Raw genomic sequence first — 25,250 nt, forward strand, 5'->3', positions numbered from 1 at the left:
ATCTTCAGCGCCCTTGAGATCGAGCGCCGCCCGCGCGGCGCATCGCGGGCAAGCCCGCTCCTACATTTGTTGCAACGTGCCATGGCCTGATAGGCCATAGTTGTTAGCCTTGGTGGCTCGACGAGATTTTTCGGCTGGCACAGCTGCCGCCTCACCTGTCTTCAGTCATGCGCCAAGGCGGACAACCATGGCCTGACTGGAATGGCACGTTGCAACAAATGTAGGAGCGGGCTTGCCCGCGATGCGCCGCGCGGGCGGCGCTCGATCTCAAAGGCGCTGAAGATCTCAAGGCAAGCGCTTCGCGATGCGCCGCGCGGGCGGCGCTCGATCTTGAGAACGCCGACACTCTATCGACAAGCACCCTTCACTCCCTCAGATACTACGTCCCCCCCCAGCCACTGCCAACCTGCCCCAACACCTCCGACTGAACCGTTTTTTGTGCTAGGGTTCGCGCCCTGAAAATTCTGCCGTGGTGCAGCGAGCCCGAAAAAAATACTGCAAACCACTTGGCACAAGGCCTACAGCGAATACCCACTATTCATTCACAAAGTACACACACGTTATCCACAGGCGCTCGCCTTGCAAACCCCCCGATACCGCATTATCTTGTATCTCCAGCGCAGCGAACCACTAGATGTTGGGTTTCGTGCAAAAATCACAAACACAAGTCAGCAGTCGAATTCAAGCAATTTTTCTGGCTGAACTTCAGGTGATTTCAGCAGCCAAACCGCTCCTGCGGAGGCGACCGAGGCAAGCCCTCTGGGCATTGTTCGGGTATGAGTGTTGCAGGCAACGCCTGGTACTCATCAGCACCGGTTTTCGGGCTTTGGCCCAGAACCTTTGACTTCGGCCAGGGAGCGGCAAGCTATTGCCCCTTATTCCTGAGTCTGTCCCGAAGTCGGTAAGCCCGAGCGGGCGGATGCGTGCGCATGCCGCATCCCCGCCCGGGCCATCGAGCAAGTGGACGGAACGGTGGGCGCCCAAAAGGCGCCTGAACAATATAGAAACTGTGGAGACACCCACCCATGCAAACCGACACAACTCGCGAGAACCCGCAGGCCCAAGCGCCGCAGGCCGCCGATTCCAACCAGGATCTGGCTGCCACCGCTCCGGGTCAACTGCGCGTGATCAAGCGCAACGGCACTGTCGTCGCCTACACCGACGACAAGATCACCGTGGCCATCACCAAGGCGTTCCTCGCAGTTGAAGGCGGCACCGCCGCTGCCTCGTCGCGCATCCACGACACCGTCGCGCGCCTGACCGAGCAGGTCACCGCCACGTTCAAGCGTCGCATGCCATCGGGTGGCACCATCCACATCGAAGAAATCCAGGACCAGGTCGAACTGGCCCTGATGCGCGCTGGCGAGCAAAAGGTCGCCCGTGACTACGTGATCTACCGCGACCAACGCGCCAAAGAGCGCGCCACCCGCGCCAACACCGACGCCGTGGTCGAGCCGCACCCAAGCATCCGCATCACCCTGGCCGACGGCAGCCTGGCGCCGCTCGACATGGCGCGCCTGAACACCATCATCAGCGAAGCCTGCGAAGGCCTGGCCGAAGTCGATGGCGACCTGATCCAGCGCGAAACCCTGAAAAACCTCTACGACGGCGTGGCCATCAAGGACGTCAACACCGCCCTGGTGATGACCGCCCGTACCCTGGTAGAGCGCGAGCCGAACTACTCGTTCGTGACTGCCCGCCTGCTGATGGACACCCTGCGTGCCGAAGGCCTGGGCTTCCTCAGCGTTGCCGACAGCGCCACCCACCACGAGATGGCCGACCTGTACGCCAAGGCCCTGCCGGCCTACGTCGCCAAAGGTATCGAATTCGAACTGCTGAACCCGGCCCTGGCCGACTTCGACCTGGAAAAACTGGGCAAGGCGATCAACCACGAGCGCGACCAGCAGTTCACCTACCTGGGCCTGCAAACCCTCTACGACCGCTACTTCATCCACAAGGATGGCGTGCGCTTCGAGCTGCCACAGGTGTTCTTCATGCGTGTGGCCATGGGCCTGGCGCTGGAAGAGAAAGAAAAAGAAGCCCGTGCGATCGAGTTCTACAACCTGTTGTCGTCCTTCGACTACATGGCCTCGACCCCGACCCTGTTCAACGCCGGCACCCTGCGCCCGCAGCTGTCGAGCTGCTACCTGACCACCGTGCCAGACGACCTGTCGGGCATCTACCACGCGATCCACGACAACGCCATGCTGTCGAAATTCGCCGGTGGCCTGGGCAACGACTGGACCCCTGTGCGTGCACTGGGCTCCTACATCAAGGGCACTAACGGTAAATCCCAGGGCGTCGTGCCGTTCCTGAAAGTGGTCAACGACACCGCCGTTGCCGTCAACCAGGGTGGCAAGCGCAAAGGCGCTGTGTGTGCCTACCTGGAAACCTGGCACCTGGACATCGAAGAATTCATCGAGCTGCGCAAGAACACCGGTGATGACCGTCGTCGTACCCACGACATGAACACCGCCAACTGGATCCCTGACCTGTTCATGAAGCGCGTCTTCGATGACGGCAAGTGGACCCTGTTCTCGCCGTCGGAAGTGCCAGACCTGCACGACCTGACCGGCAAGGCCTTCGAAGAGCGCTACGAGTACTACGAAGCCCTGACCGAATACAACAAGATCAAGGTGTTCAAGACCATCCAGGCCAAAGACCTGTGGCGCAAGATGCTCTCGATGCTGTTCGAGACCGGCCACCCATGGCTGACCTTCAAGGACCCGTGCAACCTGCGTTCGCCGCAGCAGCACGTAGGCGTGGTACACAGCTCGAACCTGTGCACCGAGATCACCCTGAACACCAACAAGGACGAGATCGCGGTCTGCAACTTGGGCTCGATCAACCTGCCGAACCACATCGTCGACGGCAAGCTGGACACCGCCAAGCTGCAACGCACCGTTAACACCGCCGTGCGCATGCTCGACAACGTGATCGACATCAACTACTACTCGGTACCGCAAGCGCGTAACTCGAACCTCAAGCACCGTCCGGTCGGCCTCGGCATCATGGGCTTCCAGGACGCACTGTACCTGCAGCACATCGCCTACGGTTCCGACGCTGCCGTCGAGTTCGCCGACAAGTCGATGGAAGCGGTCAGCTACTTCGCCATCCAGGCCTCCTGCGACCTGGCCGACGAGCGCGGCGCCTACGAGACCTTCCAGGGTTCGCTGTGGTCCAAAGGCATCCTGCCGCTGGATTCGCAACAGATCCTGATCGAGGCGCGTGGCCAGAAGTACATCGACGTCGACCTGAACGAGACCCTGGACTGGGCGCCGGTCCGTGCCCGCGTACAGAAAGGTATTCGTAACTCGAACATCATGGCCATCGCGCCGACCGCGACCATCGCCAACATCACTGGCGTGTCGCAGTCCATCGAGCCGACCTACCAGAACCTGTACGTGAAATCGAACCTGTCGGGCGAGTTCACCGTGATCAACCCGTACCTGGTTCGCGACCTCAAAGCCCGCGGCCTGTGGGACTCGGTCATGATCAACGACCTGAAGTACTACGACGGTTCGGTGCAGCAGATCGAGCGTATCCCGCAAGAGCTGAAAGACCTGTACGCCACCGCGTTCGAAGTCGAAACCAAGTGGATCGTCGATGCTGCCTCGCGTCGCCAGAAGTGGATCGACCAGGCTCAGTCGCTGAACCTGTACATCGCCGGCGCCTCGGGCAAGAAGCTGGACGTGACCTACCGCATGGCCTGGTACCGTGGCCTGAAAACCACCTACTACCTCCGTGCCCTGGCCGCGACCAGCACCGAGAAGTCGACCATCAACACCGGCAAGCTCAACGCCGTTTCCAGCGGCGGCGACAGCGCCCCGGCCCAGGCCGCCGGCCCAGCGCCAGTGCCGAAGGCTTGCGCGATCGACGAGCCGGATTGCGAAGCCTGCCAGTAAGGCTTTCGCACCGCTGAGGTGACCATGCCGCCTCAACCGCCTTCGGGGGGTTGAGGCGGTATTTTTTTGCCTCAAGAAAAGGCCGCACGCGGCCGTTACACGCACCACTACCGATAGGTGCTGACCGAGATCAAAACACCATATGCTGTGCCGATAAAAAAAAATCACACAAGATATAGGATCAGATCTCATTTACGGCTAGACTCACATCCGTGTTTGAAACAACAGGTTTCAGGTGAACGGAAGCACGCAATGCCGGTCGAAAAATTACCTTCGCATGGCTTTTGCGCCGCCCCGATCCACCCTGAATTCCGGTATACTTCGCGCCCCCAAAAAGGGTTGAGCTAATGATCGACTGCGAGACGCAAGCGCCGCTTGCCCAGACCGCACGTTTTATCGTGGCCGTACAGCTTTCAGGCGCCTTGGCCCCTCGCTCGAGGGTAGGACAAGCGCTGACTCGAACAACTTCAAATGTGACGAGAGCCCGCTCTCACTGCCTGCCGTAACGCCTGATGGGTCTTGCGCAGTACAGGCATCACCTCAAAATCCAACCGGTTGCCACGTGCAACCCTCAAGCAGGAGCCAAACCATGCTGAGCTGGGACGAATTCGATAACGAAGACGGCGAAGTCGCCGCCAAAAGCAACACCCCTGCGCAAGCCGCCGCTGCCGCCACCCTCGACAAGCTCGACAGCGCCGGCGGTGCCGCCGCCCTGGAAGCCCGTGCGGCCACCGCAGCTGACTCGGACGCCGTGAAGCGCGCCAAGGCCGCCCTCGATGCCCTCGACGTCGCCGAAGGCCTGGCCGAGCTGGAAGGCTCCGCAGCCCGTGTTGCCGTTGACGAAAAGCGCATGATCAACTGCCGCGCCGACCTCAATCAGCTGGTGCCCTTCAAGTACGACTGGGCCTGGCAGAAGTACCTCGATGGCTGCGCCAACCACTGGATGCCGCAAGAGGTCAACATGACCGCCGACATCGCCCTGTGGAAGAGCCAGGACGGCCTGACCGAAGACGAGCGCCGCATCGTGATGCGTAACCTGGGCTTCTTCTCCACCGCCGACTCGCTGGTTGCCAACAACCTGGCCCTGGCCGTGTACCGACTGATCACCAACCCGGAGTGCCGCCAGTACATCCTGCGCCAGGCCTTCGAAGAGGCGATCCACACCCACGCCTACCAGTACTGCATCGAGTCGCTGGGCATGGATGAAGGCGAGATCTTCAACATGTACCACGAGATCCCGTCGGTCGCGAAGAAAGCCGCCTGGGGCCTGAAGTACACCCGCGCCATCTCCGACCCGGAATTCAACACCGGCACCGTCGAGACCGACAAAGAGCTGCTGCGCAACCTGATCGCCTACTACTGCGTGCTGGAAGGCATCTTCTTCTACTGCGGCTTCACCCAGATCCTCTCCATGGGCCGCCGCAACAAGATGACCGGCGTGGCCGAGCAGTTCCAGTACATCCTGCGTGACGAGTCGATGCACCTGAACTTCGGCATCGACGTGATCAACCAGATAAAGATCGAGAACCCGCACCTGTGGGACGCGGCGATGAAGGAAGAAGCGACCCAGATGATCCTGCAAGGGACCCAGCTGGAGATCGAATACGCCCGTGACACCATGCCACGCGGCGTACTGGGCATGAACGCCGCAATGATGGAGGACTACCTCAAGTTCATCGCCAACCGTCGCCTGACCCAGATTGGCCTGAAGGAAGAGTACCCAGGGACCACCAACCCGTTCCCGTGGATGAGCGAGATCATGGACTTGAAGAAAGAGAAGAACTTCTTTGAGACGCGTGTGATCGAGTATCAGACGGGTGGGGCGTTGAGCTGGGACTAAAGCTTCCGCAGTGCCAGGAAGGCCGCCATTTGGCGGCCTTTACTTTTTAGGTATCCGTCAAAAACTTGAAGGTGTGCACCCAAAACCAAAAACTTCGCCGTAGAGCGTCCAATTGAAGATTCCATTGTTGATCTAGCAATTTTCAACGGAACCTCAACAGCATATGAAATCAAAACAAAGCTTGACTCCCCTCGACGACTTACGACTCAGCCCCCAAATTATCTCAAAGTTTTTGACTATATATATTGTCAACCGTTCCCAATGTAATCAGCGGTAAGATTTAACATATTGAAATAATCGGTTTCTGTATAGGGTTGTTTGTGGGAAAGCACGGGAATACTCTTCAGAAGCGCCTAAGAAACGCTCACGCAGCGGGTTCCCGTTCCCGTAAGTAACGGCTCTCCTAGCTTCGGAAGGCCAATCATGGACAAATACTACTCATCCACCCTCTTCACCCGCCATAACCGCCCCCTCCACACCCTCTGGCTCGAATCCCAAGCCTGGTTCTGCGCGCACGAACTCGGCCGACTGAGCGCTCGCTTCTTCGATGAACATTGCGTTCGCAAACTCGACCCGGACCAGTACCGCAACGTGCAGCTGCTGCGCTATGGGCAGTGTCAAGAGACCATGATGATCAGCGAATCCGGGGCCTACACCTTATTGGCGCATCATCACATTCCGGAGAACCGTCATCTGCGCTGGTGGCTGACGCATGAGGTGGTGGGCGTGCTGCGCGATGGGCAGGCGGCAGCGTTCGAGGATGTGCCGCGACTTGGTCAGATGTGTTGGCCAGGCGGGCGTACGGCGACGCTGTTGTATTGGCAAAGTGAGCCCTGGGTTCGGATGCGGGATATGCCGGTAATGATGGCGGGGGAAGCGACCGGACAGCTGCCGATGGCGAAGCGCAAGATGAGCTGGCGCGAGTGCGCGCAGCGGGCGTTGCGCATGCATGGCGTCTAAAGAGTTGCTGTGAGCGCCACGTAGCGGATGCCGATAAACGCTCTTCATAAAAGCCTCTATAAGCATGCTTAAGCCACTTAAGGATGCTTATAGAGGCGTTAAATGCTGAAATCCTAGGGGCTCGCTGCCTACCTCGAATGCGCTGCAGAACCCAGTGGAAGACGTAGCATCCATGATTCGTCGGCCCATACATTCGGTTAGGTATCCAGTCACTCCGGTTTTTCAGCACATATAAGCAGTGCTATAGCCACACTTATCTACGATAAGAACGCTTATAGAAGGTCTTAAAATGCAGGCTTTCCCCTTGATGTGTACCGACCGACTGACAAAAATCGGGCTTTTGATCAAAACCAGACGGCTAGAACGCCGATTCCGTCAGAAGGATCTTGCAGCTCAATCCGGCCTATCCATCACCACGCTGAGCAAAATCGAAGCAGGTACGCCTACCGTGGAAATGCGCAGCTATATGACCGCACTGTGGCATCTCGGACTGCTTGAAGATGTCTTCAGAGAAATCCCAGAGACCTCCCCCGCGCCCTACACCACAGAGCATCGCGTGCGGCTCAAGCGTATCTCAGAGGATGATTTCTAATGCCTTCACTGTACATCTACATCAGCAACCCGGATCGCTTGAGGTCACCGCGCTCGGCCCCTTACCGTGGAAAAAGGGTGTGGATGAGTTCGTCTACAGCCCCTGAATGACCTGCATGCACAGTATTCGATTGTCAACCGGGGGGACAACTGGATAAGGAAGAGGCCTCGCCCTCGCCGACAAGGGGCAGAAGTGTGCCCGACATGGAACAAGCCAGTCGCGTGGTCTAGGGCGAGGCCGTAGATGAGTATAAGGCCGGTTGGCGGAGACGCCAAACCCTCTCGCAGCGCTTCCATTCAGCTTAACTTAATCAGGAGCCGCCAAGCGGCTCCTGATACCTAGCGTCAGGCAGTGACGGCGTTGTCCGCCTGCGCTTGCGGTGCGTCTAGCAGGTTGTGCAGGGTATTGAGGAACAGGTCAAAGCTCATGATCCCGTTACCCACGGTCGACAGCAGTGTTTGGCCGCTCTCGTCCTTGATAACGACCAACTCGGTCCACTGATTGAGATCGACATTGGCCAGGCTGCTCAACGAGACCTTGTGGCCATCGATATCAAGCGCGTCGCGGGTGACGGTCAGGGGCTTGGTGGTGACGTTGAAGAAGTCGCCACTGATCCGCTTGCTCCATACCTGTTTGGTGTCGAGATAGTTGAACTGCACCCCGCCACCATTTTGAAGCGTGGCGTATACCGCTGGCAGCCGTTCGTTCAGATACTGGTCGCGCACTTGTTCGATAAAGGCGAACAGGCCCTTGAGGTGCGGATTGACCCGGCGGAAAGGCTCGCTTGCGTTGCGCCGATAAGCCAGGTTGTTGGTGAGGCCTGCGAAGGCTGTCTGGCCAGAGGCGAACAGGTACAAGTCATTCATCTCGCTGAATGGCACGTAGTCACGTTCGCTGCCGATGATCTGGCAGATGCCTTTTTCGTAGACCTCGTAACGCGCTTTGCGCAGCTTTATCTGCCACAGGGCCAGAGCAAACATGCTCAGCCCGAGCACGGCCAACAAGGCGACGGTGAAGTAGAAGATTTGCTTGGGTCCGTTGAATTGCAGGTCGCTGGCGACGCTCAGGTACCCGACGAAAGCGGCCAAGCCGAGGAAGATGCTGCCCAGGATGAGCATGCTGATGATCAGCGCCTTGCCGTAGCCATAGGTGCCCAGCAGGTTACCGGTGGACGTGGGTGGGGTGGATTGCATGGTGGAGCCTCCTTGCGTGTGGAATGACGTCATGTCGATAGTGGCAGTAAGACATGTAGTTTTATCAATGGTTCATGGGGACGTGGGTCCGCTCGGTACGCAGACGCTTACAGAGGCGTTTTACTATCTCGCCGCGTCCTAAATCCAACATGACGTGTCTTAACCCCCTAATCCGCTCCTAATACACAAAATTCTGGAGTTACCTGGCAATCAACTCCCTTAACACCGACTTTAGTCGTAGTATCTCTTTGAAGAAGGGGTGATGCCCAGGCTAGAGCTTCTGTTGATGCAATATGCATCTCAAAAAGGTGCTGCCCCAGGAGCTGTCGCCTCTAAAGGCGTTGACATTACCGTCTGCGCTTGCTAAAAAATCGCCACAGTTGTACGACAACACATAACAAGAACAACAATCAGCGGATGATCTGCCATGTCGACATCAATCGCGCTACACCCTCGCCTTTCGCTTTCCCCCACGCAATCACTCACGGCCACCTAGTGCCGTAACCCCGCTTCACCCTCCCTGGCCCAGACGGGCCCGTTACCCACCCGCCCCTGCTGCAGGCCGCTTGCGCGTGCCCGGTGGACGGGCTGCCACACCCTTTTTGTGGAGCACAACAATAATGAAAATCTGCCAAACCCTCCCCTTTGCCCTGCTGGGTGCCGGCGTGATTGCGGGCCTGCCAGGCGCCAGCCTGGCCGCAGGCTTCGTCGAGGACAGCAAGGCCACCCTGGGCCTGCGCAACTTCTACATCAACCGTAACTTCACCAACCCCAGCAACCCGCAGAGCAAGGCCGAAGAGTGGACGCAAAGCTTCATTCTCGATGCGCGTTCGGGCTTTACCGAAGGGCCGATCGGGTTCGGTGTGGATGTGCTGGGGTTGTGGTCGGTGAAGCTCGATGGCGGTGGCGGCACTTACGGCACCGCGCTGTTGCCGCGGCATGACGATGGGCGGCCGGCGGATGATTACGGGCGCCTGGCGGTGGCGGGCAAAGCGCGGATCTCGAAGACCGAACTGAAGATTGGCGAATGGATGCCGGTGCTGCCGATCCTGCGCTCCGACGATGGCCGCTCGCTGCCGCAAACCTTCCGCGGTGGGCAGGTGACGTCCAGCGAAGTTGCCGGGCTGACGCTGTATGGCGGGCAGTTCCGTGGCAACAGCCCGCGCAACGACGCGAGCATGGAGGACATGAGTTACGGCGGGGGGGTGTCGGACCGGTTCAACTTTGTTGGCGGCGAGTACAAGTTCAACCAGGACCGCACGCTGGTCGGGCTGTGGAATGCGGTGCTCAAGGACGTGTATGAGCAGCAGTACCTGCAACTGACCCACAGCCAGCCGGTGGGCAGCTGGACCTTTGGCGCCAACCTGGGCTACTTCCATGGGGGCGAGGACGGCTCCGAGAAGGCCGGGAAGCTGGACAACAAGACATATTCGGGGATGTTCTCGGCCAGATATGGCGGTAACACCTTCTGGGTGGGCCTGCAGAAGGTCGATGGCGATACCTGGATGCGGGTCAACGGCACCAGCGGCGGAACGCTGGCCAACGATAGCTACAACTCAAGCTTCGACAACGCCAACGAGCGCTCGTGGCAGGTACGACATGACTTCAACTTTGTCACCTTGGGCGTGCCGGGGCTGACCTTGATGAACCGCTACATCAGCGGGCAGGACGTACACACCGGGGCGGTGACCGATGGCAAGGAGTGGGTACGCGAGTCGGAGCTGGGGTATGTGATCCAGAGCGGGCCGTTCAAGGACCTGAGCGTGAAGTGGCGCAATTCGAGCATTCGGCGGGATTACAGCAATAACGAGTTCGACGAGAACCGGTTGATCTTCAACTACCCGTTGTCGTTGTTGTAATGGCGTAAGCCTTGGGGCCGCGTCGCGGCCCATCGCAGGCAAGCCAGCTCCCACAGGTTATTGCGCAAGCTCATGGATTGAGTAGGGCAGCGTGGGCGCCGCTTTGCTGGGGATGAGGCCATCAGGGTCACAGAATTAACATTGACAACTCCGGAAGCCGCTACCGATAATCAGCAAAGTCATACGACAACTTACAACAACTAACAAATAGAGCCGGCCATGACCACTACCCCCCTCAATCGCCTGCTGCTCACCGGAGCCGCAGGCGGCCTGGGCAAGGTCCTTCGCGAACGCCTGCAAGGTTACGCCGAGGTACTGCGCCTTTCCGATATCAGCCCGATGGCGCCCGCCGCGGGCCCGCATGAAGAGGTCGTGGCCTGCGACCTCGCCGACAAGGCAGCGGTACATGCCCTGGTGGAAGGCGTCGACGCCATCATCCACTTCGGCGGTGTCTCCACCGAACACGCCTTCGAAGACATCCTCGGCCCCAACATCTGTGGCGTATTCCACGTCTACGAGGCGGCGCGCAAGCATGGGGTCAAGCGCATCATCTTCGCCAGCTCCAACCACACCATCGGCTTCTACCGCCAGGACGAGCGCATCGACGCCCACTCCCCGCGCCGCCCCGACAGCTACTACGGGCTGTCCAAATGCTACGGCGAGGACGTCGCCAGCTTCTACTTCGACCGCTATGGCATCGAGACCGTCAGTATCCGCATCGGCTCGTCCTTCCCGCAGCCGCAGAACCCACGGATGCTCTGCACCTGGCTGAGCTACGACGACCTGGTGCAACTGATCGAACGCGGGCTGTTCACGCCAGATGTCGGCCACACCATCGTCTACGGCGCCTCCGACAACCGCACCGTGTGGTGGGACAACCGCCACGCCGAGCACCTGGGTTACGTGCCAAAGGACACCTCCGAAGTGTTCCGCGAAGCGGTAGAGGCCCAGCCGGCGCCAGCCGCCGATGACCCGAGCATGGTCTATCAGGGCGGCGCCTTCGCCGTGGCCGGACCGTTCAACTGACACCTGCGCGCCAGGAGGCACTGCCATGAACTGCGAACTGATCGTCGACGCCCGCAACGGCACCGGCGAAAGCCCCGTGTGGCACCCCACCGAACAGGCCCTGTACTGGGTCGACATCCCCGCCCGCCAGCTGCATCGCTGGCAGGATGGTGCCCACCAGACCTGGCTGGGTGACGAGATGCTCGCCTGCATCGCCCGTACCGAAAATGGCTGGGTTGCCGGTATGGAAAGCGGCATCTTCCAGCTCGAAGCCAAAGCCGATGGCAGCCTCGACAGCCGCCTGCTGACGTCCGTGGACCATGCCCAGAGCGGCATGCGCTTCAACGATGGGCGCTGCGATCGCCAGGGCCGCCTGTGGGCCGGGACGATGTTGATGGACATGCCCCAAGGCGCCCACGTGGGTGCGCTGTACCGCCACGACGGCGAAGGGCAGTTGCACCTGCAACAGGATGGCATGATCGTGCCCAACGGCCTGGCCTTCAGCCCCGATGGCACTCGCATGTACCTGTCCGACTCGCACCCCAATGTGCAGAAGATCTGGGTGTTCGACTACGACATCGACAGCGGCACACCGTACAACAAGCGGCTGTTCGTCGACATGCGCGCCTTCCCCGGCCGCCCTGACGGCGCCGCCATCGACCAGGATGGCTGCTACTGGATCTGCGGCAACGACGCCGGCCAGATCCACCGCTTCACCCCCGACGGCCGGCTCGACCGCTCGCTCAACGTACCGGTGAAAAAGCCCGCCATGTGCGCCTTCGGCGGCGCCAACCTGGACACCTTGTTCGTTACCTCGATTCGCCCTGCGGGGGTCGACCTTTCCGATCAGCCGCTGGCGGGTGGGGTATTCGCCTTCGAGCTTGGCGTCAAAGGCCTGGAGGAGCCTGCCTACCGAGGGTGAACACGACACTGCCGCACCTGCACTGACACGACCGAAACCAGATAATAAAAAACACGGAGTTTCATCATGACCTTCAAACGCAAGCTGCTTCTTGCCACACTCCCGTTCGCTTTCAGCCTCGCCCTGCCAGCCCACGCGCTGGACATCAAGTTCGCCGAGATTCATCCGGCCGGCTACCCGACCGTGGTCGCCGAACAGAACATGGGCAAGAAGCTTGAAGCCGCCAGCAATGGCGAAATCACCTTCAAGATGTTCGCCGGTGGCGTACTCGGCTCGGAGAAGGAAGTCATCGAGCAGGCGCAGATCGGCGCGGTGCAGATGACCCGCGTGAGCCTGGGGATCGTCGGCCCGGTGGTGCCGGACGTGAACGTGTTCAACATGCCGTTCGTGTTCCGCGACCATGAGCACATGCGCAAGATCATCGATGGCGACATCGGCCAGGAGATCCTCGACAAGATCACCAACTCCGAATTCAACCTGGTGGCCCTGGCCTGGATGGACGGCGGCTCGCGCAGCATCTACACCAAAAAACCGGTGCGCAGCCTTGAAGACCTCAAGGGCATGAAGATCCGCGTACAGGGCAACCCGCTGTTCATCGACATGATGAACGCCATGGGCGGCAACGGCATCGCCATGGACACCGGCGAGATCTTCAGCGCACTGCAGACCGGCGTAATCGACGGCGCCGAAAACAACCCGCCGACCCTGCTCGAGCACAACCACTTCCAGAGCGCCAAGTACTACACCCTCACCGGCCACCTGATCCTGCCGGAGCCGGTGGTGATGTCCAAGACCACCTGGAACAAGCTCACCCCTGAGCAGCAGGTGCTGGTGAAGAAAGTCGCCCGCGAAGCGCAGATGGAGGAGCGCGCGCTGTGGGACGCCAAGTCCGCGGCCAGTGAAGAGAAGCTCAAGGCCGCTGGCGTTGAGTTCATCGCTGTCGACAAGAAGCCGTTCTATGACGCCACTGCCTCGGTGCGCGAGAAGTACGGCGCGCAGTATGCCGACTTGATGAAGCGTATCGACGCGGTCCAGTAACACCGGCCCCCTTCCAAGATGACCTCGGCAGCGCGACGCCCGTCGCCCTGCCGCTTTGGTGATGCCTATGAAAACGCTTTTTCTGCGCGTCAACGACACGCTGTACCGCGGCTGTATCTGGGTTGCCGGCCTGTCGATCCTGACCATGTCGCTGATCATCCCCTGGGGCATCTTTGCCCGCTACGTGCTGGGCACCGGTTCCAGCTGGCCGGAGCCGGTGTCGATCCTGCTGATGGTGCTGTTTACCTTCGTCGGCGCCGCCGCCAGCTACCGCGCCGGGGCACACATGGCGGTTGGAATGATCACCGACCGCCTGCCACCGCTGCAGCGCCAGCTGGTCGCCCTGCTGGTGCAGCTGCTGATGATCCTGGTGTGCGTGTTCATGACCTGGTACGGCACCAAGCTGTGCCTCACCACCTGGAACCAGTCGCTGGCTTCTTTACCGGGCGTGCGGGTGGGCATGACCTACGCGCCAATCCCGCTCGGTGGCGTGCTGACACTGATTTTCGTGCTGGAAAAACTCCTGCTGGGCGATCAGAGCAACCGCAAGGTGGTGCGCTTCGACCTGGTGGAAGAAAACGAAGGAGCTGCGTAAATGGATGCGTTCATTCTGTTGGGCAGCTTCATCGTGCTCATCCTCATCGGCATGCCGGTGGCTTATGCGCTGGGCCTGTCGGCGCTGATTGGCGCCTGGTGGATCGACATTCCGCTGCAAGCGATGATGATCCAGGTGGCCAGTGGGGTTAACAAGTTTTCGCTGCTGGCGATCCCGTTCTTCGTGCTGGCCGGTGCGATCATGGCCGAGGGCGGTATGTCGCGGCGGCTGGTGGCCTTTGCCGGGGTGCTGGTGGGCTTCGTGCGCGGCGGGCTGTCGCTGGTCAACATCATGGCCTCGACTTTCTTCGGGGCGATCTCCGGCTCGTCGGTGGCCGATACCGCGTCGGTGGGTTCGGTGCTGATCCCGGAAATGGAGCGCAAGGGCTACCCGCGCGAGTTCTCCACTGCGGTGACCGTCAGCGGCTCGGTGCAGGCGCTGCTGACCCCGCCCAGCCACAACTCGGTGCTGTACTCGCTGGCAGCGGGCGGCACGGTGTCGATCGCTTCGCTGTTCATGGCCGGGGTCATGCCGGGGCTGCTGTTGAGCGCGGTGATGATGGGGCTGTGCCTGATTTTCGCGAAGAAGCGCGATTACCCCAAGGGCGAGGTGATCCCACTGCGCCAGGCGCTGAAGATTGCCGGTGAAGCGCTGTGGGGCCTGATGGCGATGGTGATCATCCTCGGCGGTATCCTCTCGGGCGTGTTCACCGCTACCGAGTCGGCCGCCGTGGCGGTGGTGTGGTCGTTCTTCGTGACCATGTTCATCTACCGCGACTACAAGTGGCGCGACCTGCCCAAGTTGATGCACCGCACGGTGCGCACCATCTCGATCGTGATGATTTTGATCGGCTTTGCCGCCAGCTTCGGCTACGTGATGACTTTGATGCAGATCCCGTCGAAGATCACCACGGCGTTTCTGACGCTTTCGGACAACCGTTACGTGATCCTCATGTGCATCAACTTCATGCTCCTGCTGCTGGGCACGGTGATGGACATGGCGCCGCTGATCCTGATTCTCACCCCGATCCTGCTGCCGGTGATCAACGGCATCGGCGTGGACCCGGTGCATTTCGGCATGATCATGCTGGTCAACCTCGGCATCGGGTTGATCACCCCACCGGTGGGTGCGGTGCTGTTCGTCGGGTCGGCGATCGGCAAGGTGAGCATCGAGGCCACGGTGAAGGCGCTGCTGCCGTTCTACCTGGCGCTGTTCCTGGTGCTCATGGCCGTGACCTACATCCCGGCGATCTCGCTGTGGCTGCCGAGCGTGGTGTTGTAACAGACCTAATCTGGGGCCGCTATGCGGCCCATCGCCGGCAAGCCGGCTCCCACAGGTACAACGCCGAGCTGATGGATTGTGCGAAACCTGTAGGCGCTGGCTTGCCTGCGATGGGCTGCGCAGCAGCCCCCTGCAAATGGACCCTGCACATGGCTGTCGCTGTTTCTACCTCACTTTTCCCGCGCAAGCTGGCGGTCGCGCTGCTGGCGCTGCTGGCCTGCTCGTTCGCCGGCAACCACATCGCCGCGCGCATTGCCTTCGATGACGACACAGGCGTGCTGCTGGCGATCCTCTGCCGCTCCGGTATCACCTTTCTGGTGCTGGCCAGCCTGGTACTGTGGCAGCGCCAGCCGCTGAGCCTGCCAACCGGTGCGCGACGCTGGCAACTGCTGCTCGGCCTGCTGATCGCTACCCAGAGCCTGTGCCTGTACTCGGCGGTGGCGCGCATCCCGGTAGCCTTGGCGCTGCTGGTGGGCAACACCTTCCCGATGCTGCTGGCTCTGCTCACCTGGGCGCTCGGCGGCGCCCGCCCCACCGGCCACACCGTGCTGTTCATGGGCCTGATCCTGTGTGGCCTGGTACTGGCGCTGGACGTACCGGCGCACCTGGGCAGCAATGGCGAGGCCAACCCGCACTGGCTGCTGGGCGTGAGCCTGGCGTTCTGCGCCGCCTGCGTGTTCGCCTGCGCGCTGTGGATCACCGACCACAAACTGGCGGCCGTGCGCGGCCCGGTGCGCAGCCTGCTGACCTTGCTGATCGTGTTCGCCAGCATGCTGGTGGCCGGGGCCAGCGGGGTCATGCCGTCTGGCCTGGCGTTGCCCGCCAGTGGCAGTGGCTGGGCGGCCTTGGCCAGCCTGGTGGTGTTGTATGGCGTGGCCTTCACCTTGCTGTTCGTCTGCGTGCCGCGGCTGAACATGGCGCAAAACGCACCGGTGATGAATGTCGAACCTATCGCCACATTGCTGCTGGGCTGGGCGTTGCTCGACCAGCAGCTCAGCGGCGTGCAACTGCTAGGCGGTGCCGTGGTGGTATGCGGCATCGTCCTGCTGACCTACCGCCGGGCGAGCTGAGCCCATTCTGAAAGGAGCCCTCGATGGCTGTCACCCAACTGCACTTGCAAGACCGCCTGACCCGGCTCACGCTCGCACCCGAACTGGGCGCCAGCTTGGTCAATTGGGAGGTCATGGCCACCGGGCAAGCCCTGCTGCGCCATAGCGATCAGGCTGCCCTGGCCAGCGGTACCCCGCGACAGCTGGGGTGCTACCCGTTGGCGCCCTGGTCCAACCGCATCGCCGAGGGAGGCTTCGTGCGGCCCGAAGGTTGGCTGCCGTTGGCGCCCAATACCGCGCACGACCCCTACCCGATCCATGGTACTGCCTGGCAGCAATCCTGGCAGGTGGACCACCACAGTGCGCGCCGTGCCCGGCTGATGCTCCACAGCAAGCTGCCGTTTACCTATCGAGCCGTCTTGGATGTGCACTTGCACGACGGGTGCCTGAGGCTTGACCTGCACGTGACGCATCTGGATGAAGCCGCCACCTGGTATGGGCTGGGGTTGCACCCTTACTTTCCGCGCTATCCCGACACGCGTCTGCGGGCAACGGCGCGGCATGTGTGGCTGGCCGAAGAGGGGCAGCTGCCTTCGTATCAGGCAGAGATTCCTCAGGGCTGGACCTTCGACGCACCCGGCCCACTGCCGACGACCGTGGTCGATCATGCATTCGGCGGGTGGCCCGGACATTGCGTGATCGAGCAGCCCAGTGCGGGTTATCAGCTGGAGTGCAGTGCCAGTGGTACCGAGCATTTCCTGTTGTTCTGCCCGCAGGGCAAGCCGTTCTTTTGCTTTGAGCCGGTCAGCCATCCGATCAATGCGCATCACCTGCCTGGGCGACCCGGGTTGCGGTTGCTGCAACAGGGCGAGGAGATGAGCCTGGGGTTCACGATGGTGTACCGGGCGCTTTGAACGGATTGCCTGCGAGGGGCTGCAAAGCAGCCCTTCTCTCAAGCTCAAACCAGGACTTCGCGACTGGCCACAGCCGGGCGCGCAGGCGACTCGCTCCGCACCTCCCGCGCCACCTTCCAGACCAACACTGCCGCAACGATATCGAACGCTGCCAGCACCACGAACAGCGGGCTATAGCCGATCTGCGTCACCAGAATGCCGAACACCAGGGTAAATACCGCCGCCCCCAGGTACCCGCACATACCGCCCATACCGGTGGCCGTCGCCACCTGGTCTTTGCTGAACGAGTCCGAGGTGATCGAGTACAGCGCCCCCGACAGCGTCTGGTGCGCGAAGCCGCCGATGCACAGCAGCAGGATCGCGGTGTACGGGCTTTCCACCAGGCCGATGCATGCTGGGCCGATCATGCAGCTGGCACCGAACACCAACACCATCTTGCGCGAGGTGAACAACGACACCTTGAAGTAGCGGTGGAACAGCGGGCTGAGGTAACCGCCAAGCACGCAACCGATGTCTGCTGCGAGGAACGGCAGCCAGGCAAACATCGCCACCTCCTTGATGTTCATGTGCCGCTCGGTCATCAGGTACAGTGGGATCCAGGCATTGAAGGTCTGCCAGGCCGGCTCCGAAAGGATGCGCGCCGAAGCGATGGCGTAGAAGTTGCGGGTCTTGAAGATGCGTTTCCAGGCGCCCTTCTCACGTTTCTCTTCCTTGAAATGCGCTTCCTGGCCGGAAAGGATGTAGTCACGTTCTTGCGCGCTCAGGCGTTTCTGATCGCGTGGGTGCTTGTAGAACAGCATCCACAGCACGGTCCAGACGATGCCGGATACCCCGACGATGACAAAGGCCAGTTGCCAGCCGCTGTGCAGGATTGCCCAGACCACCAATGGCGGCGCCAGCAAGGCCCCCAACGATGAGCCGATGTTGAACCAGCCGATGGCCACCGAACGCTCCTTGGCCGGGAACCACTCGGTGGTGGCCTTGACGCCGGCGGGCAAGCCGGCCGCTTCGGTCATCCCCAACAGGCCGCGCATGAACGCCATGCTCTGCCAGCCGGTCGCCAATGCCGCGCCGGCGCAGGCCACTGACCACGCCATGGCGAAGACGGCGAAGCCCAGCTTGGTGCCTATGAAGTCGATGAACCAGCCGGCGATAGGCTGCATGAGGGCGTAGCACACCTGCCAGGCAGCGACGATCTTGGCGTATTGCTCGGTGCTGATGGACAGGTCGGTCATCAAGGTGGGGGCAGCCACCGACAAGGTGTTGCGGGCGAGGTAGTTGACGACGAGCCCAGCCGTGACAAGGCTGACCATCCACCAACGGATGCCTTTCATCTTCATGGTTCACCTGAATATTATTTTTAGAGGTGCGGGTGATTGCCTCAAGCGCCGGCAGGGCTAATTGAGACAAATTATTTCAGGCGAAGATTGCCACGTCATAGGTCGTCGTACAACATAAATTACTCAACAACGACTCCATCGGTGTTTCGCGGGGAAATCACCGGATTATGGCGAGCAGATGTAGTACGACTTAATCCAGCGACTGAGCGCGCAGGCCCTGCGCCAGCAGGTCGACAAACGCGCGCACCTTGGCCGAGCCGTATTTGCTCTCCCGGTGCAGCACATGGATCGGCCACGGCGCCTCCTCGTACTCGGCAAGGATCACCTGCAACTGGCCGTTGGCGATTTCGTCGACCACCTGGTAAGACAGCAGCCGGGCAATCCCCAACCCACCCACCGCCGCCGCGATCGCACCGTCGTTGCTGGTCACGGTGAGCCTCGGTTTCATGCGCACCATGGTCGGTTCGTCGGTCACCCCGAACCGCCAGCCAGCACGTGGGGACAAGTTGGTGGTGGCGATCACCGCATGCTCCGGCAAGTCCGAGGGGTGCTGCGGCACGCCATGCCGCGCCAGGTAGGCAGGTGAGGCGCAGAGCATGCGCCGCACCTTGCCTACGCGCAGGGCCTTGAGGCCGGAATCAGGCAGCGGGCCGATGCGCACGGCCACGTCCATGCCCTCCTCGACCAGGTTGACGATGCGGTCGAGAAAATACGCCGACACATCCACGTCGGGGTATTGCTGCAGGTAGCGCACGATGCAGGGCATGACGAACTTCTTGCCGAACAGGATCGGCGCGGTCACCGCCAGTTCGCCTTTGGGCGTGGCATTGATGCCGGCGGCGGCCTCGTTGGCCTCGGCGATGCTGGCGAGGATATGGCGGGTGTCTTCCAGGTAGCGCCCACCCGCCTCGGTCACACGCACGCTGCGGGTGGTACGCAGCAGCAGCTTGACCCCGAGCTGGTCTTCCAGGGCGCTGACGGCGCGCGTGACCGCCGCAGGCGAGATGTCCAGGCGGCGGGCTGCAGCGGCGAAGCTTTCCAGCTCGCCAACGGCGACGAACACCTTCATCAGGTGAATCTGGTCCATGCCGGCTCCTGGGCATCGTGGGTGGGGGGATTATCGGTTATCTGCAGGTTTTGTGCTGGCTTTGCCGGCGTCATCGCGCGTAGTAGCGTGCTTGCCCGCGGTGAAGCCGGCAAAGGCAACATCAAAGCTCCAGCACCAGCGCTTGCACACCCTCCTCTGCCTGGGCAGGCACCGCGCAGCAGATCAGTGCCGTACCGCTTTCCGGCAGTTCGGCAGGCGGGTTCGGGTAATGCACCTGACCACTCACCACCTTCGTCTTGCAGGTGCCACACGAACCCCCACGGCAGCTGAAATCCGGCGACAGCCCTCGGGCCTCGGCAAGCTCCAGCAAGGTGCCGCTGCCCGGCGCCCAACGCGCTTCTTTAGCAGAACTGGCAAAGTACACCGGCACCGGTTCGCTGGCTGCAGGCGGCTGCTTGAGCGTGGGCTGGTTATCGTCGGTATGCCGCCTGAGCGTCGACGGGCCGAAGGCTTCGGCATGGATGCGCGCATCCGGAACGTGCACTGCGCGCAGCCCCTCGTAGAAGTCTTGCGTGAAGCTGGCTGGGCCGCACAGGTAGAAGTCGTAGTCATCCAGCGCCAGGGTGGCCTTGACCTGCCCGATACCGAGGCGGCCGGCATGGTCGTAGTCGCGCCCCTGAACAGCGTCGGGCTCTGGCTGGCTCAGCGAACGATGCACGCTCAACAGGCCGCCGGCCTGCTGGCGCAGGTCGCTCAACTCCTGCTGGAAAGGCAGCTCGGCGAGGCTGCGAGCACCGTGAAACAGGTGAATACGCCGGCCCTGACGCTTGGCCAACTGCTCACGCAGCATGGCAATCAGCGGGGTTATGCCCACGCCCGCGCCAATCAATACGATGGGCCTGTCACTGTCATCATGCAGGGTGAAGCTGCCCATGGGCAGGCGCACTTCGAGCATGTCTCCTACCCCGACTTGCTCATGCAAGTAACGTGACGCAGGGCCCTGGGCCTTGACGCTGATGCGCAGGTGGCCGTCCGACGGCGCGCAAGAAAGGCTGTAGGTACGAATCGACGGCATGTCGCCCCCCAGCGGCAGACGCACAGGAATATGCTGACCCGGGGCGAACGTCACCGGGGCATCTGCAGCCAGGTAGAACGACCGGATATCACGGCTTTCCTGCTCCACCCGCTCTACCCGCCATTTCAGCCACTGGCGCTGCCGCTCGGCTTGTTGCAGGCGTTGCTCGGCCTCACGCCAGGTGCCGGTCATCAGGCTGGTCGGCGCGTACTCCTGAAATGCCCAGCGCAGTGACACGCCCGCACGGCGCAGCACCACGTGTTCGACGTCAAGCGTCCACAACCGCTCGGCACCTTCGAAGGCCTTGATCAACGGGCTGTCGAGCACCACCTCGGCACGCCCGGTCACCTGCAGTACATCACCGTTGCTGAAATCGACGAACAACAAGCCCGCTTGCGGGTTCTCGAGGAGGTTGCCAAGGGTATTGAAGTGCAGGTTGCCAGCATAGTCAGGGATCGTCAGGCGATTACCCTCGACGTTCACGAACCCAGGCCTGCCACCCCGGTGCGAGACGTCCACCGAGCGATGGCCATCGGCGTGGTCGACGTAGCTGGCGACGAAGAACGTGTCGGCCTGCTCGATCATTTCCACCGCATGGTCAGCCAGCTCTACCGAGTCCAGCCGCCCTTGCGCCGGTTCATCGACACGGGTGTAGGCGCGCTGCTGGATATACTGCGGGCAGTTGCCGAAGGCATGCTCCACTGCCACCGCCAGCTGGCTGCCGGACGCCTGCCGGATCAGCCCATTGATACGGTTGCGGCGCCGGCTGTGCAGCTCGATCCCGAGCAGGCCGATCGCCCCGCCTGCCACCAGACCTGGGGTTGCCGGGTCGTCGCTGACGAGGGCAGCGTCGATCAGCAATTGCTGCGGGTCAGGCGAGCTGATGAAGCCTTCCGGGCCTTCGAGGAGCGTCGCCCACGGTTTGCCGTGCGCATCCACGGCACCTGCAACCAGAAACGGCAGCTGCCGGTAGAAATCGCGGTGCTGGTCGGGCATGTAGTCACGAATGACCTTCTGCCCGAACACCTCCATGCGTTCCGCCACACCGGCCTGTTCCTGCAGCCGTTTCTCGCCAGCGTGCCAAGGGGAAGTACGAGGGTCTGGTAGTTCTTGCATGGCGGCGTTCCTCGATGGGGTGGCGGCTCAGGCGCTGGCTTGCAGGCCCACGGCGGTACGTGGCATGGCGACGAAGCCGGGCAGCGCTTCGACACGTGCCAGCCAGGCACGTACATTGGGGTACGGGTCCAGCGAGACATTGCCCTCGGGGGCGTGGGCGATATAGGAGTAGTTGGCAACGTCGGCGAGGGTTGGCTCACTGCCCACCAGGAACGGCGTCTTGGCCAGTTCGGCATCCATCACCTTGAGCAAGCTGTGGGCACGGCCGATGACTTCGTCGGTGTTGAACGAGGCGCCGAACACCGTGACCAGGCGAGCGGCAGCAGGGCCGAAAGCAACGGGCCCGGCAGCAACCGACAGCCAGCGTTGCACGCGGGCGGCGGCAAGCGGGTCATGGGGCAGCCACTTTCCACTTTTGTCGTAAGTACTCGCGAGGTAGACGAGGATGGCGTTGGAGTCGGCGATGACAGTACCGTTGTCATCGATCACAGGCACTTGGCCGAACGGGTTGATGGCGAGAAATTCCGGCTGCTTGTGCGCCCCTTTGGCCAGGTCGACGAAGACCAGTTCGGTGGGCAGGTTGAGCAGTGAAAGCATCAGCTCGATGCGGTGGGCATGGCCGGACTTGGGGAAGTTGTAGAGTTTGATCATGGTCTGCGCTCCAGGGGTGGCACCGGGGTGGTGCTGCTGGAACACATGCTGCGCTGATTCGGCGGTCAGCAGAATCAGCGCGCAGGGGAGATCATAATTTCGCCAGGCGAAATAATGACTCGAGGCAGATCAATGGCGTTGCTGCTTCTGGTACCGGTACAAACCCTTGGCCGCCTCGACCACCTGCGGCACACACGCCTGTAGCTCAGCGAAACTCATGGTATCGAGCAATTCGAAGTTGTCCTCCAGGCCATGCAGGGAAATGGCCTTGAGCAGTTGGTCCTGCTGCGCAGGCAGCTCACCCCATGCTGCGACCTGGGTACCGCGCATATAACCGAAGCACCACTCTTCCATGATGACTGCCGGCCCCTCTTCGGCTTCGCTCTGTTCGAACAGCGGCTCGAACCCCTCTAGGTCATCCGCCAGCTGTTCCGCCACCTGGTGGGCATAGCGCAGCATTAGCGCGGTGTAGGCTTCTTCATGGGCAGGCTTCTTGAATTTCGGCACCTTGCCACCGGCAACCGACGGTAGCCATTGCTCGGGGTTGATCCTGACCGGGGAGCTGGCCAAGGCGGTGAAGAAACCGTTGAGCTCGGCCAGATTGAGCACCGAGTAGTCATTACCGTAGGTGATCAGCAGGTCTTCGAGGCGGTCGAGTTCTTTGTCGCTGAGCGCGGGGAGCATGTGCAGGTGTCCTGGGGTGAAGATTTGCCTGCACCCTAGCACATGGGCAATGGATCGAGGGATATGTTGCCTAGCCGAAAGCATTCGCGGGCCAAGCCCGCTCCCACACGTACTACACAGTTCCTGAGAACTATGCTGACGTGTAGGAGCGGGCTTGTCCCGCGAACAGGGGGCTTTAAGCCTTACACCGCCAGCGCGCGCTCACGCAGCTCGCTGTTGAGGATGCGGTCGTTTTCGCTGTAGTCCACCGGGCAGTCGATCACGTGCACGCCCGGGGTCTTGATGCAGTGCTCGAGCAGCGGCAGCAAGCCTTCGGCACTTTCCACACGGTGGCCATTGGCACCGTAGGCTTCGGCGTATTTGACGAAGTCCGGGTTGCCGTAGTCCAGGCCGAAATCGGTGAAGCCCATGTTGGCCTGCTTCCAGCGGATCATGCCGTAGCCGTCGTCACGCAGGATCACCACGGTGACGTGCATGCCCAGGCGTACAGCCGTTTCCAGCTCCTGGCTGTTCATCATGAAGCCGCCGTCGCCGCACACCGAAATCACTGGGCGGTCCGGGTACACCAGGTGCGCCGCCATGGCCGATGGCAGGCCGGCGCCCATGGTCGCCAGGGCGTTGTCGAGCAGCACGGTGTTGGGCTTGTGCGCCTTGTAGTTGCGGGCGAACCAGATCTTGTAGATGCCGTTGTCCAGGGCGACGATGCCTTCGGACGGCAGCACGCGACGGATGTCGGCGACCAGGCGCTGCGGGTAGACCGGGAAGCGTTCGTCGTCACCGCCTTCGGCGATCTGCGCTTCGTTGGCTTCACGTATGGCCATCAGGCGGGTGAAGTCCCAGTGCGAGGTGTCGCCCAGGCCTTCGGCGATCTGCCACACGGCGTTGGCGATGTCGCCGATCACTTCGACCTGCGGGAAGTACACGGCATCGACTTCGGCGGAGCGGAAGCTGATGTGGATGACTTCGGTGCCGCCACGGACCATGAAGAACGGCGGCTTCTCGATCACGTCGTGACCGATGTTGATGATCAGGTCGGCCGCTTCGATCGCACGGTGCACGAAGTCACCCGACGACAGCGCGGCGTTGCCCAGGAAGCGCGGGCTGCGCTCGTCGACCACACCCTTGCCCAGCTGGGTGGTGACGAACGGGATGCCGGTCTTGTCGATCAGCTGCTTGAGGACCTTGGCGGTCATCTTGCGGTTGGCGCCGGCGCCGATCACCAGGATCGGGCTGCGCGCGGTGCGCAGCTTCTCGATGGCGGCTTCGATGGCCACGTGCTCGGCCAGCGGACGGCGGTGCAGGCTGCGCGGGATCGGCATGGCATCGGTCTGCTCGGCAGCGATGTCTTCCGGCAGTTCCAAGTGCACGGCACCCGGCTTTTCTTCTTCGGCCAGGCGGAACGCTTCACGCATGCGGGCCGGGATGTTGTCGGCCGAGGCGAACTGGTGGGTGTACTTGGTGATGGGGTCCATCATGCCGCACACGTCGATGATCTGGAAGCGGCCCTGCTTGGACTTCTTGATCGGCTTCTGGCCGGTAATCATCATCATCGGCATGCCGCCGAGATAGGCGTAGGCGCTGGCGGTCACCAGGTTGGTCGCGCCAGGGCCCAGGGTCGACAGGCTGACGCCGGTCTTGCCGGTCAGGCGGCCATAGGTGGCGGCCATGAAGCCCGCGGACTGCTCGTGGCGAGTCAGTACCAGCTTGATCTTCGACTTGCGCAGGGATTCCAGCAGGTCGAGGTTTTCCTCACCCGGAATGCCGAACACATACTCGACACCTTCGTTTTCCAGGCATTGCACAACGACATCGGCGGCCTTGGCCATCTTGCTTGTAACCTCAATTGTATAGGACGGTGAAGGTCCATAAATGCGCAGCACGGCACGCTGGCATCGCTCTGTCCGGGCGCGAGGATGCCCCGAACCTAAGCCTTGACGCAGCTTGGGCAGGGCAAAGTCACGTAAACGAACAGGATTAATTGTCGCACCCTTGAGCGCTTTTGCGCAGGTACAAGACGGACAAAAGATATTTGATTGGCGAAAGGTGTGCGAATATCGGAAAGACAAAACCCCTACCTGCTCGCGCAGATAGGGGTTTTGCGAAATGAATCTTGACGATGACCTACTCTCACATGGGGAAACCCCACACTACCATCGGCGATGCATCGTTTCACTACTGAGTTC

General features: G+C 61.5%; 19 protein-coding genes. 12 read left to right on the forward strand and 7 right to left on the reverse strand.

Translation table 11 applies throughout. The features are described from left to right. Positions 1 to 1,025: 1,025 nt before the first annotated feature. The 4 genes from ABEH27_RS25080 (at position 1,026) to ABEH27_RS25095 (ending at position 7,297) form a co-directional block, all read left to right on the forward strand. Positions 1,026 to 3,905 carry a ribonucleoside-diphosphate reductase subunit alpha gene (locus tag ABEH27_RS25080; protein WP_346616146.1) on the forward strand — a complete coding sequence of 960 codons (2,880 nt, stop codon included), beginning with the start codon at positions 1,026 to 1,028 and terminating at the stop codon, positions 3,903 to 3,905. Between the two features lie 589 nt (positions 3,906 to 4,494). Next, positions 4,495 to 5,745, forward strand: a complete 1,251-nt coding sequence (locus tag ABEH27_RS25085) for a ribonucleotide-diphosphate reductase subunit beta (RefSeq protein ID WP_346616147.1) — start codon at positions 4,495 to 4,497, stop codon at positions 5,743 to 5,745. A 423-nt stretch (positions 5,746 to 6,168) separates the two neighbouring features. Further along, entirely contained in the window at positions 6,169 to 6,705 is a 537-nt protein-coding gene (locus ABEH27_RS25090; RefSeq protein WP_346616148.1) for a Bro-N domain-containing protein, read from the forward strand. Positions 6,706 to 6,994: 289 nt separating this feature from the next. Continuing rightward, the gene (locus tag ABEH27_RS25095; RefSeq protein ID WP_346616149.1) at positions 6,995 to 7,297 is read left to right on the forward strand and encodes a helix-turn-helix domain-containing protein; all 303 of its coding nucleotides are present in this window, start codon (positions 6,995 to 6,997) and stop codon (positions 7,295 to 7,297) included. A 344-nt stretch (positions 7,298 to 7,641) separates the two neighbouring features. Here ABEH27_RS25095 and ABEH27_RS25100 read toward each other — a convergent pair whose 3' ends face one another. Next, positions 7,642 to 8,490, reverse strand: a complete 849-nt coding sequence (locus tag ABEH27_RS25100) for a hypothetical protein (protein ID WP_346616150.1) — start codon at positions 8,488 to 8,490, stop codon at positions 7,642 to 7,644. A gap of 620 nt (positions 8,491 to 9,110) precedes the next feature. On the opposite strand from ABEH27_RS25100, the gene ABEH27_RS25105 reads away from it, so the two are divergent. The 8 genes from ABEH27_RS25105 (at position 9,111) to ABEH27_RS25140 (ending at position 17,153) form a co-directional block, all read left to right on the forward strand. After that, positions 9,111 to 10,349: an OprD family porin gene (locus ABEH27_RS25105; RefSeq protein ID WP_346616151.1), complete on the forward strand. Its 1,239-nt coding sequence runs from the start codon at positions 9,111 to 9,113 to the stop codon at positions 10,347 to 10,349. A gap of 219 nt (positions 10,350 to 10,568) precedes the next feature. Beyond that, positions 10,569 to 11,375 carry an NAD(P)-dependent oxidoreductase gene (locus ABEH27_RS25110; protein ID WP_346616152.1) on the forward strand — a complete coding sequence of 269 codons (807 nt, stop codon included), beginning with the start codon at positions 10,569 to 10,571 and terminating at the stop codon, positions 11,373 to 11,375. A 25-nt stretch (positions 11,376 to 11,400) separates the two neighbouring features. Then, the gene (locus ABEH27_RS25115) at positions 11,401 to 12,276 is read left to right on the forward strand and encodes an SMP-30/gluconolactonase/LRE family protein (protein ID WP_346616153.1); all 876 of its coding nucleotides are present in this window, start codon (positions 11,401 to 11,403) and stop codon (positions 12,274 to 12,276) included. A gap of 66 nt (positions 12,277 to 12,342) precedes the next feature. After that, positions 12,343 to 13,314, forward strand: a complete 972-nt coding sequence (locus tag ABEH27_RS25120) for a TRAP transporter substrate-binding protein (protein WP_346616154.1) — start codon at positions 12,343 to 12,345, stop codon at positions 13,312 to 13,314. 67 nt (positions 13,315 to 13,381) lie between these two features. Beyond that, entirely contained in the window at positions 13,382 to 13,909 is a 528-nt protein-coding gene (locus tag ABEH27_RS25125) for a TRAP transporter small permease (protein WP_346616155.1), read from the forward strand. Further along, positions 13,910 to 15,190, forward strand: coding sequence for a TRAP transporter large permease (locus ABEH27_RS25130; RefSeq protein WP_346616156.1), 1,281 nt, complete (start codon positions 13,910 to 13,912; stop codon positions 15,188 to 15,190). A gap of 149 nt (positions 15,191 to 15,339) precedes the next feature. After that, positions 15,340 to 16,260 carry a DMT family transporter gene (locus ABEH27_RS25135; RefSeq protein WP_346616157.1) on the forward strand — a complete coding sequence of 307 codons (921 nt, stop codon included), beginning with the start codon at positions 15,340 to 15,342 and terminating at the stop codon, positions 16,258 to 16,260. Between the two features lie 23 nt (positions 16,261 to 16,283). Further along, the gene (locus ABEH27_RS25140) at positions 16,284 to 17,153 is read left to right on the forward strand and encodes an aldose 1-epimerase (RefSeq protein WP_346616158.1); all 870 of its coding nucleotides are present in this window, start codon (positions 16,284 to 16,286) and stop codon (positions 17,151 to 17,153) included. Between the two features lie 44 nt (positions 17,154 to 17,197). Here ABEH27_RS25140 and ABEH27_RS25145 read toward each other — a convergent pair whose 3' ends face one another. The 6 genes from ABEH27_RS25145 to ABEH27_RS25170 all read right to left on the reverse strand — a co-directional run bounded on the left by ABEH27_RS25145 (position 17,198) and on the right by ABEH27_RS25170 (position 24,893). Then, complete coding sequence (locus ABEH27_RS25145) at positions 17,198 to 18,493, reverse strand: MFS transporter (protein WP_346616159.1); 1,296 nt, start codon at positions 18,491 to 18,493, stop codon at positions 17,198 to 17,200. Between the two features lie 190 nt (positions 18,494 to 18,683). Then, positions 18,684 to 19,580 (reverse strand): LysR family transcriptional regulator, encoded by an 897-nt coding sequence (locus ABEH27_RS25150; RefSeq protein WP_346616160.1) that lies wholly within the window; start codon positions 19,578 to 19,580, stop codon positions 18,684 to 18,686. Between the two features lie 121 nt (positions 19,581 to 19,701). Next, on the reverse strand, positions 19,702 to 21,732 hold the full coding sequence (locus ABEH27_RS25155) for a pyridoxamine 5'-phosphate oxidase family protein (RefSeq protein WP_346616161.1): 2,031 nt from the start codon (positions 21,730 to 21,732) through the stop codon (positions 19,702 to 19,704). Positions 21,733 to 21,759: 27 nt separating this feature from the next. Then, on the reverse strand, positions 21,760 to 22,383 hold the full coding sequence (locus tag ABEH27_RS25160; protein ID WP_346616162.1) for a glutathione S-transferase: 624 nt from the start codon (positions 22,381 to 22,383) through the stop codon (positions 21,760 to 21,762). A gap of 129 nt (positions 22,384 to 22,512) precedes the next feature. Next, positions 22,513 to 23,067 (reverse strand): UPF0149 family protein, encoded by a 555-nt coding sequence (locus ABEH27_RS25165; protein WP_346616163.1) that lies wholly within the window; start codon positions 23,065 to 23,067, stop codon positions 22,513 to 22,515. A gap of 182 nt (positions 23,068 to 23,249) precedes the next feature. Next, complete coding sequence (locus tag ABEH27_RS25170) at positions 23,250 to 24,893, reverse strand: acetolactate synthase large subunit (protein WP_346616164.1); 1,644 nt, start codon at positions 24,891 to 24,893, stop codon at positions 23,250 to 23,252. Positions 24,894 to 25,250 lie beyond the last annotated feature (357 nt).

The organism is Pseudomonas sp. P39-UII1 (assembly GCF_039672635.1).
Classification (GTDB): domain Bacteria; phylum Pseudomonadota; class Gammaproteobacteria; order Pseudomonadales; family Pseudomonadaceae; genus Aquipseudomonas.

Coding starts and splice junctions, on each gene's coding strand:
- ABEH27_RS25080 (WP_346616146.1), top strand. CDS start 1,026: ATGCAAACCGACACAACTCGCGAGAACCCGCAGGCCCAAGCGCCGCAG.
- ABEH27_RS25085 (WP_346616147.1), top strand. CDS start 4,495: ATGCTGAGCTGGGACGAATTCGATAACGAAGACGGCGAAGTCGCCGCC.
- ABEH27_RS25090 (WP_346616148.1), top strand. CDS start 6,169: ATGGACAAATACTACTCATCCACCCTCTTCACCCGCCATAACCGCCCC.
- ABEH27_RS25095 (WP_346616149.1), top strand. CDS start 6,995: ATGCAGGCTTTCCCCTTGATGTGTACCGACCGACTGACAAAAATCGGG.
- ABEH27_RS25100 (WP_346616150.1), bottom strand. CDS start 8,490: ATGCAATCCACCCCACCCACGTCCACCGGTAACCTGCTGGGCACCTAT.
- ABEH27_RS25105 (WP_346616151.1), top strand. CDS start 9,111: ATGAAAATCTGCCAAACCCTCCCCTTTGCCCTGCTGGGTGCCGGCGTG.
- ABEH27_RS25110 (WP_346616152.1), top strand. CDS start 10,569: ATGACCACTACCCCCCTCAATCGCCTGCTGCTCACCGGAGCCGCAGGC.
- ABEH27_RS25115 (WP_346616153.1), top strand. CDS start 11,401: ATGAACTGCGAACTGATCGTCGACGCCCGCAACGGCACCGGCGAAAGC.
- ABEH27_RS25120 (WP_346616154.1), top strand. CDS start 12,343: ATGACCTTCAAACGCAAGCTGCTTCTTGCCACACTCCCGTTCGCTTTC.
- ABEH27_RS25125 (WP_346616155.1), top strand. CDS start 13,382: ATGAAAACGCTTTTTCTGCGCGTCAACGACACGCTGTACCGCGGCTGT.
- ABEH27_RS25130 (WP_346616156.1), top strand. CDS start 13,910: ATGGATGCGTTCATTCTGTTGGGCAGCTTCATCGTGCTCATCCTCATC.
- ABEH27_RS25135 (WP_346616157.1), top strand. CDS start 15,340: ATGGCTGTCGCTGTTTCTACCTCACTTTTCCCGCGCAAGCTGGCGGTC.
- ABEH27_RS25140 (WP_346616158.1), top strand. CDS start 16,284: ATGGCTGTCACCCAACTGCACTTGCAAGACCGCCTGACCCGGCTCACG.
- ABEH27_RS25145 (WP_346616159.1), bottom strand. CDS start 18,493: ATGAAGATGAAAGGCATCCGTTGGTGGATGGTCAGCCTTGTCACGGCT.
- ABEH27_RS25150 (WP_346616160.1), bottom strand. CDS start 19,580: ATGGACCAGATTCACCTGATGAAGGTGTTCGTCGCCGTTGGCGAGCTG.
- ABEH27_RS25155 (WP_346616161.1), bottom strand. CDS start 21,732: ATGCAAGAACTACCAGACCCTCGTACTTCCCCTTGGCACGCTGGCGAG.
- ABEH27_RS25160 (WP_346616162.1), bottom strand. CDS start 22,383: ATGATCAAACTCTACAACTTCCCCAAGTCCGGCCATGCCCACCGCATC.
- ABEH27_RS25165 (WP_346616163.1), bottom strand. CDS start 23,067: ATGCTCCCCGCGCTCAGCGACAAAGAACTCGACCGCCTCGAAGACCTG.
- ABEH27_RS25170 (WP_346616164.1), bottom strand. CDS start 24,893: ATGGCCAAGGCCGCCGATGTCGTTGTGCAATGCCTGGAAAACGAAGGT.